We start from the raw sequence: 5975 nt of genomic DNA on the forward strand, positions 1-5975 counted from the left end.
ATTGCAAAAAAAAGAAGCAGCTTATAACGATAAAAAAAACAAATTTCATAGAAAATATTCTTAAAAATATTATATAATTTTATTAAAAGTCAATATTCCTTACATTTTTATTATAAAAAGACAACTTTCGTTGAATTTAATTCTACAATTTATTATTTTTGCATCTAAATTAGTTACAAAATGGGTAAGGTTAAATTAGACGAAATTGATCATCAAATTCTGGATATGTTGATTGACAACACCAGAACACCGTTCACAGATATCGCAAAAAAACTTTTGATTTCTGCAGGAACAGTGCACGTTAGGGTAAAAAAAATGGAAGAAGCAGGCATTGTTAAAGGTTCTTCTTTAACTTTAGACTATGTAAAATTAGGGTATTCTTTTATCGCCTATGTGGGTATTTATTTAGAAAAAACCCATCAAACTAAATTTGTTTTAGAAAGATTAAATGAAATACCAAATGTTACTGTTGCACATATTACAACTGGTAAGTTTAATATCTTTTGCAAAATAAGAGCTAAAGATACAACGCACGCAAAAAATATTATTTTTATGATAGATGATATTGAAGGTATTAGCAGAACAGAAACAATGATTTCTTTAGAGGAAAGCATAAACGATAAAAAACGATTAATGCATACAATCTTTAACGAGTTGTAATTGGGTTAATTTAAATAATTAAAAAATCCAATCAAAAGTAGTTTGATTGGATTTTTTTATATCATTACTAAACTATGCAAAAATCAGACTTAAGCCCTACGGAATATCAAGAATTTTATGCTACATATTTAAACGCGATAAGCGATGTAGATTTAATAGGAGAGTTGCAAAGCGGAAAAAATTGGATGGTTAAATATTTAAAAAACTTGGAGGACTCTAAATTGTCTTATTCTTATGGAAAAGGAAAATGGACAATAGCAGAAGTTATTATGCATATAATTGACACAGAAAGAGTGTTTCAATATAGAGCTTTCCGTTTTTCTAAAAATGATAAAAGTGCATTGCCAGGTTTTGATCAGGATGAGTATATACTGCACACAGATGTAACCAGCCGTAGTAAAGAAAGTATATTACAGGAATATTTATCTGTGAGAGAGGCTAGTATTACTCTGTATCAGAATTTAAAAAATAAACAATTGCAGTATACAGGTATTGCTAGCAGTATAAATTGGAGTGTTGCAGGTATAGGATTTGTTATAAGTGGACACCAAAAACACCATTGCTCTATTCTAGAAGAAAGATATTTTTAGGATTAAGACTCCTCCTCACTAAGCTTTAATTCTAATTTATCTGTTTCAACTTCTTGCAATACTTTAGATGTGTTTGCGTCTATTCCTTTTTCTAAATTGTCTTCAAAATTAGCTATAAAGTTAGATAAACTCTTGCTTATTTTTACAAGATATATAGTGTCTTCTGTGCGTAACTCTACAGTTTCTACTATTTCTCCTTTTAAGTTTTTAAATATTATAATATCCTCATCGCCATACCCATACGGATACGTTTCTATTAAAAGAGAAGCTAAGCTGTGGTCTAATTTTTTGTAATCTACTAGTTTACGAAGCATTTTGGTAAAGTATATTGGTTAATTATAAACCTAAACTATATAATTAATGCTTTGCAATTTGTAAAGAGTTGTAAAACTAGGATTTTAGTACATGAACAGCTTATTCTTTGTAGTAAGAAAAAGCTTCATAATACAAATTATTAGCAACTTTAATATCATATACAGCTTCTCCGATGCTTTTTAATAAAACAAAATTAATATTCCCATGAGAATTCTTTTTATCGAATTTTAGTAGTTTAAGGATACTTTCAATATCGGCATCGGCAAATTCTATTTTAGGATAACGGCTTAAAAATGTTTCTTTTATATCTTCTAATTGCTGCTTAGGAAGCCCTGTTAACTTATACGATAAATAGCCTTCTAAAATCATTCCGACAGCAATAGCTTCTCCATGTAAAAGAGTTGGCAGCTCTTTGCTTTCTAAATAATGAGATTCTACAGCATGACCCAAAGTATGACCGTAATTAAGTATTTTTCGAAGATTTTGTTCTGTCGGATCAATAGTTACTACATCATTTTTAATAACAACAGAATCATGAATATGATCCTCCATCTCCTTAAAAGAAGATACTTTTTTTAATTCTATCCAATATTTCTCCTCTTTAATAAGTCCATGTTTAAGCATTTCAGCAAAGCCACTTTGTATTTGTCTATTCTCTAGAGTTTGTAAAAAATAAGGAACAATAAGAACCATTTGTGGTTGGTTAATAACGCCTACTTGGTTTTTTAAAGAGCCCAAGTCGACTCCTGTTTTACCGCCAACAGAGGCGTCTACCATAGAGAGTAAGGTAGTTGGTATGTTTATAAAGTGAATACCTCTTTTAAATGTAGAAGCAACAAAGCCTCCTAAATCTGTTAGAACACCGCCTCCTAAATTTAACATAATACTTTTGCGGTCTCCTCCTAGTTCAGACAAAGCGTTCCAAACACCTAGACAAGTTTCTATATGTTTGTTTTCTTCCCCAGATTCAATCTCTATAATTTCAAAAGAATAATCGCCAGATATTTGGGACATAAACAAGGGTAAACAATGTTCATGTGTATTCTCGTCTACCAAAATAAATACAGTAGAATAAGCTTCTTTTTCTAAATGCGCATTAAGGGCATCGAAAGCTTCTTGGTTAAAATGAATAGAATAGGAAGATGTTGTAATAGATTTCATACTAAAAAATTATAATTCTCTCGAGAACAAGGTTCCAATTTTAATTTTGATTTGCAACGCAAAATAAAGGTTATTTTAAATGTAAAAAATATAAAATGTGTATTATATTTGATTGCGATTAAAATGATAATAAATGGAGTATATTTTTGAGAATACGGCAACGGCATTCGTATTAAAAACAGATTCAGAATTAGAAAGAGCTTATTTCCTCTTTAAGATGATAGCTAATGAACCTTTGGTAAAAATGGGAACTTTAATGACCAATTTTGCTATTAAAGCACATTTACCTGTAGAAGGTTTAATTAGGGCTACGGTTTTTGATCATTTTTGTGGCGGAATTAGCGAAGAAGATTGTTTGCCTGTTGTAGGTAAACTTTGGGAAAAAAGTGTGTGTTCGGTTTTGGATTATTCGGTAGAAGGAAAAGAAGAAGAAGCCACGTTTGATCAAGCTCTTGATAAGATATTAAAAATTTTGAATTTCGTAAAAGAAAAAGATTCTATTCCTTTTGCCGTATTTAAACCTACTGGTTTTGGAAGGTTTGCGATATACGAGAAAGTAAGCGCAAAAAAGAGTTTAACAACGGAAGAAACCCAAGAATGGGAACGTATTGTTGAACGGTTTGATAAAGTATGTAAAAAAGCACACGACTTAGGTGTTTCTTTATTAATTGATGGGGAAGAAAGCTGGATGCAAGACTCCGCAGACCAATTAGTAGAAGACATGATGGAAAAATACAATAAGGAAAAAACTATTGTATTTAACACATTGCAAATGTACAGATGGGATCGTTTAGATTATCTTAAAAAATTACACAAGCGTTCTTTAGACAAAGGATTTAAGATTGGACTTAAAGTAGTTCGAGGTGCTTATATGGAAAAAGAAAACGACAGGGCTAAGAAAAATGGCTACCCGTCTCCTATATGCGCAAGTAAAGAAGAAACCGATATAAATTTTGATGCTGCAGTGAAGTATATGACTGCTAATGTGGAAAGTATTTCTCTGTTTTGTGGCACGCACAATGAAGCTAGTAGTTATAAGCTAATAGAAATATTAAAAAATAGCAATATTGCTAATACCGATAAAAGAGTATGGTTTGGGCAATTATATGGAATGAGTGACCATATATCCTTTAATCTAGCAGATTCAGGTTATAATGTTGCTAAATACTTGCCGTTTGGCCCAGTCAGAGATGTTATGCCTTATTTAATTAGGCGTGCAGAAGAAAATACTTCTGTTTCTGGACAAACAAGTAGAGAGCTTTCATTAATAAAATCAGAGCGTAAACGTAGGAAAATTTAATCGCAGGGCGATAGCCTAAACTCGATTTAATTCCCGAGCGTTTGTAATTAATTAAAGCAAACTACTTCGAGGTATAAAAAGGTTACTTATCTTTTATGTTTTGAAGCAAGCTTCGGGCTATTAAGCCCAATCTGGTGGGAATAAAAAGAGAATTTCTAATTATGCATACTCTTAGGTAGAGGTTATTTCTTTATTTATTGAAGGTACTTATTTGTGCTTTGTTAGTACAATTCTTAACCGTTAAAGAAACTTCTTTTCCGTGTAATTCCCCTTCAATAAGGTATGTTTTACACGGATTAGATTTTGTATCACTTTTACTAAAATCTACATCTCCTTCTCTAAGGAGAAATACAATATCTAAAGAGTCTAATTCTTTATTTAATAGTAATTGATTTATTTCTTCGGAATAATGAAGAGGTTTGGAACGAATATTTTTTAGTACTCTACAATTTGGTAAATAGCAAAAAGATAAAGAAACTCCAGTTTCATCTGATTTTTTCTTAAAAAAGAAGGTTAAAAAAACTATTCCTATAGATAAGCCAAACAAAAAGTAGCCTAAACGTTTTACAAATGCCATATTAAAATATCAAAAAATTGATGTCGCTGTATTGTAGGTCGAACCATTCTCCTACAGTTTTATTAGTTAAAATTCCGTGGTAAAGATACAGCCCATTTCTTAGACCTTTATCAAAACGCAAAGAATTTTCTATTCCGCCATCTTCACCAAGTTTTAATAGGTAAGGCGTAAATATATTACTAATAGAAACAGAAGCGGTTTTTGGGTATCTAGATGGAATATTAGGAACGCAATAATGAACTACACCAAATTTCTCTAATGTAGGCTTGTTATGGTTTGTTATTTCACTTGTTTCAAAACACCCGCCCATGTCAATACTAACATCTATAATTACAGCTCCTTTTTTCATATTCTCTACCATAGTCTTACTAACAACCACAGGAGAACGGTCTTTTCCTCGTGTTGCTCCAATGGCGACATCACACCTTTTAAGGGCTTTTAGAAGGTTTTTTGGCTGAATTGTAGACGTATAAATAGTTTGATTAAGGTTCGTCTGTATATTTCTTAATTTTGTAATAGAGCTATCAAAAACCTTAATATTTGCACCTAGGCCAATTGCCGATCTTGCAGCAAACTCACCAACAGTACCCGCACCAATAATTACAACTTCTACTGGCGGAACGCCACTAATATTACCAAACATTAATCCGTTGCCCTTATTGGTATCGGCCATTAATTCCGAGGCAATTAGGACAGAGGATATACCTGCAATTTCACTTAAGGAGCGTACTGCCGGATATTTTCCATCCGAATCCTGAATATACTCAAAGGCAATAGCTGTAATTCGCTTTTTTGCCAAAGCTTTAAAGTAAGATTTGTCTTGTGTTTTTATTTGCAAGGCAGAAATTACAGTAGCTTGCGGGTTAAGCATTTCTATTTCGGATAGGATAGGTGGCTCCACTTTTAAAAGTAACGGACAAGAAAATACCTTTTTTGTGTCTTTAGATATTTCTGCACCAGCCTCGGTATAATCCATATCAGAAAAATTAGCTCCTTCTCCTGCGCCAGCCTCTATTAATACTCTATGTCCGTTTGCTGTAATAGCATTAACAGCATCTGGAGTTAAACAGATACGCTTTTCTTGGTATTGATTTTCCTTTGGGAGACCTATAAAAAGTTCCCCTTTTTGCTTTAGTATTTCTAGAGTTTCTTCTTGCGGAAGTAGTTGGTCTTTACTAAAAGGAGAGGTTAGTTCATTCATATTCATAAAGATATTGCCATAACATATATGGTTAATATCAAATTTACACTTTTTAATGAAATAATTAAGACTATGTATAAACTATACAGGAATTTGGGTGGTAGAATTAAAACTTAAAGTTTAACCAGTTTTGTAAAACCTTAAATTGTTTTTCTATGTTATGCGTAGATA

General features: G+C 31.9%; 7 protein-coding genes. 3 read left to right on the plus strand and 4 right to left on the minus strand.

Annotation, left to right across the window (positions count from 1 at the left end):
- Positions 1 to 180 precede the first annotated feature (180 nt).
- Positions 181 to 660 (plus strand): winged helix-turn-helix transcriptional regulator, encoded by a 480-nt coding sequence (locus QZZ51_RS14960; protein ID WP_291871106.1) that lies wholly within the window; start codon positions 181 to 183, stop codon positions 658 to 660.
- 74 nt (positions 661 to 734) lie between these two features.
- Entirely contained in the window at positions 735 to 1250 is a 516-nt protein-coding gene (locus tag QZZ51_RS14965) for a DinB family protein (protein WP_291871108.1), read from the plus strand.
- 2 nt (positions 1251 to 1252) lie between these two features.
- Here QZZ51_RS14965 and QZZ51_RS14970 read toward each other — a convergent pair whose 3' ends face one another.
- Together QZZ51_RS14970 and aroB are read right to left on the minus strand one after the other, a co-directional pair.
- Entirely contained in the window at positions 1253 to 1564 is a 312-nt protein-coding gene (locus QZZ51_RS14970) for a hypothetical protein (protein ID WP_291871110.1), read from the minus strand.
- Positions 1565 to 1664: 100 nt separating this feature from the next.
- Entirely contained in the window at positions 1665 to 2726 is a 1062-nt protein-coding gene (aroB, locus tag QZZ51_RS14975; RefSeq protein WP_291871112.1) for a 3-dehydroquinate synthase, read from the minus strand.
- 133 nt (positions 2727 to 2859) lie between these two features.
- On the opposite strand from aroB, the gene QZZ51_RS14980 reads away from it, so the two are divergent.
- Positions 2860 to 4026 carry a proline dehydrogenase family protein gene (locus tag QZZ51_RS14980; RefSeq protein WP_291871115.1) on the plus strand — a complete coding sequence of 389 codons (1167 nt, stop codon included), beginning with the start codon at positions 2860 to 2862 and terminating at the stop codon, positions 4024 to 4026.
- A 190-nt stretch (positions 4027 to 4216) separates the two neighbouring features.
- Here QZZ51_RS14980 and QZZ51_RS14985 read toward each other — a convergent pair whose 3' ends face one another.
- Positions 4217 to 4603 (minus strand): DUF4258 domain-containing protein, encoded by a 387-nt coding sequence (locus tag QZZ51_RS14985; RefSeq protein WP_291871117.1) that lies wholly within the window; start codon positions 4601 to 4603, stop codon positions 4217 to 4219.
- Between the two features lies 1 nt (position 4604).
- On the minus strand, positions 4605 to 5804 hold the full coding sequence (locus QZZ51_RS14990) for an alanine dehydrogenase (RefSeq protein WP_291871119.1): 1200 nt from the start codon (positions 5802 to 5804) through the stop codon (positions 4605 to 4607).
- Positions 5805 to 5975 lie beyond the last annotated feature (171 nt).

Origin of the sequence: Maribacter sp. (genome assembly GCF_016744255.1) — a bacterium.
Taxonomy (GTDB): Bacteria; Bacteroidota; Bacteroidia; order Flavobacteriales; family Flavobacteriaceae; genus Maribacter_B.

Bases quoted from the DNA above. Each gene is read 5' to 3' on its own strand.
- QZZ51_RS14960 (WP_291871106.1), top strand. From the start codon at position 181: ATGGGTAAGGTTAAATTAGACGAAATTGATCATCAAATTCTGGATATG.
- QZZ51_RS14965 (WP_291871108.1), top strand. From the start codon at position 735: ATGCAAAAATCAGACTTAAGCCCTACGGAATATCAAGAATTTTATGCT.
- QZZ51_RS14970 (WP_291871110.1), bottom strand. From the start codon at position 1,564: ATGCTTCGTAAACTAGTAGATTACAAAAAATTAGACCACAGCTTAGCT.
- aroB (WP_291871112.1), bottom strand. From the start codon at position 2,726: ATGAAATCTATTACAACATCTTCCTATTCTATTCATTTTAACCAAGAA.
- QZZ51_RS14980 (WP_291871115.1), top strand. From the start codon at position 2,860: ATGGAGTATATTTTTGAGAATACGGCAACGGCATTCGTATTAAAAACA.
- QZZ51_RS14985 (WP_291871117.1), bottom strand. From the start codon at position 4,603: ATGGCATTTGTAAAACGTTTAGGCTACTTTTTGTTTGGCTTATCTATA.
- QZZ51_RS14990 (WP_291871119.1), bottom strand. From the start codon at position 5,804: ATGAATGAACTAACCTCTCCTTTTAGTAAAGACCAACTACTTCCGCAA.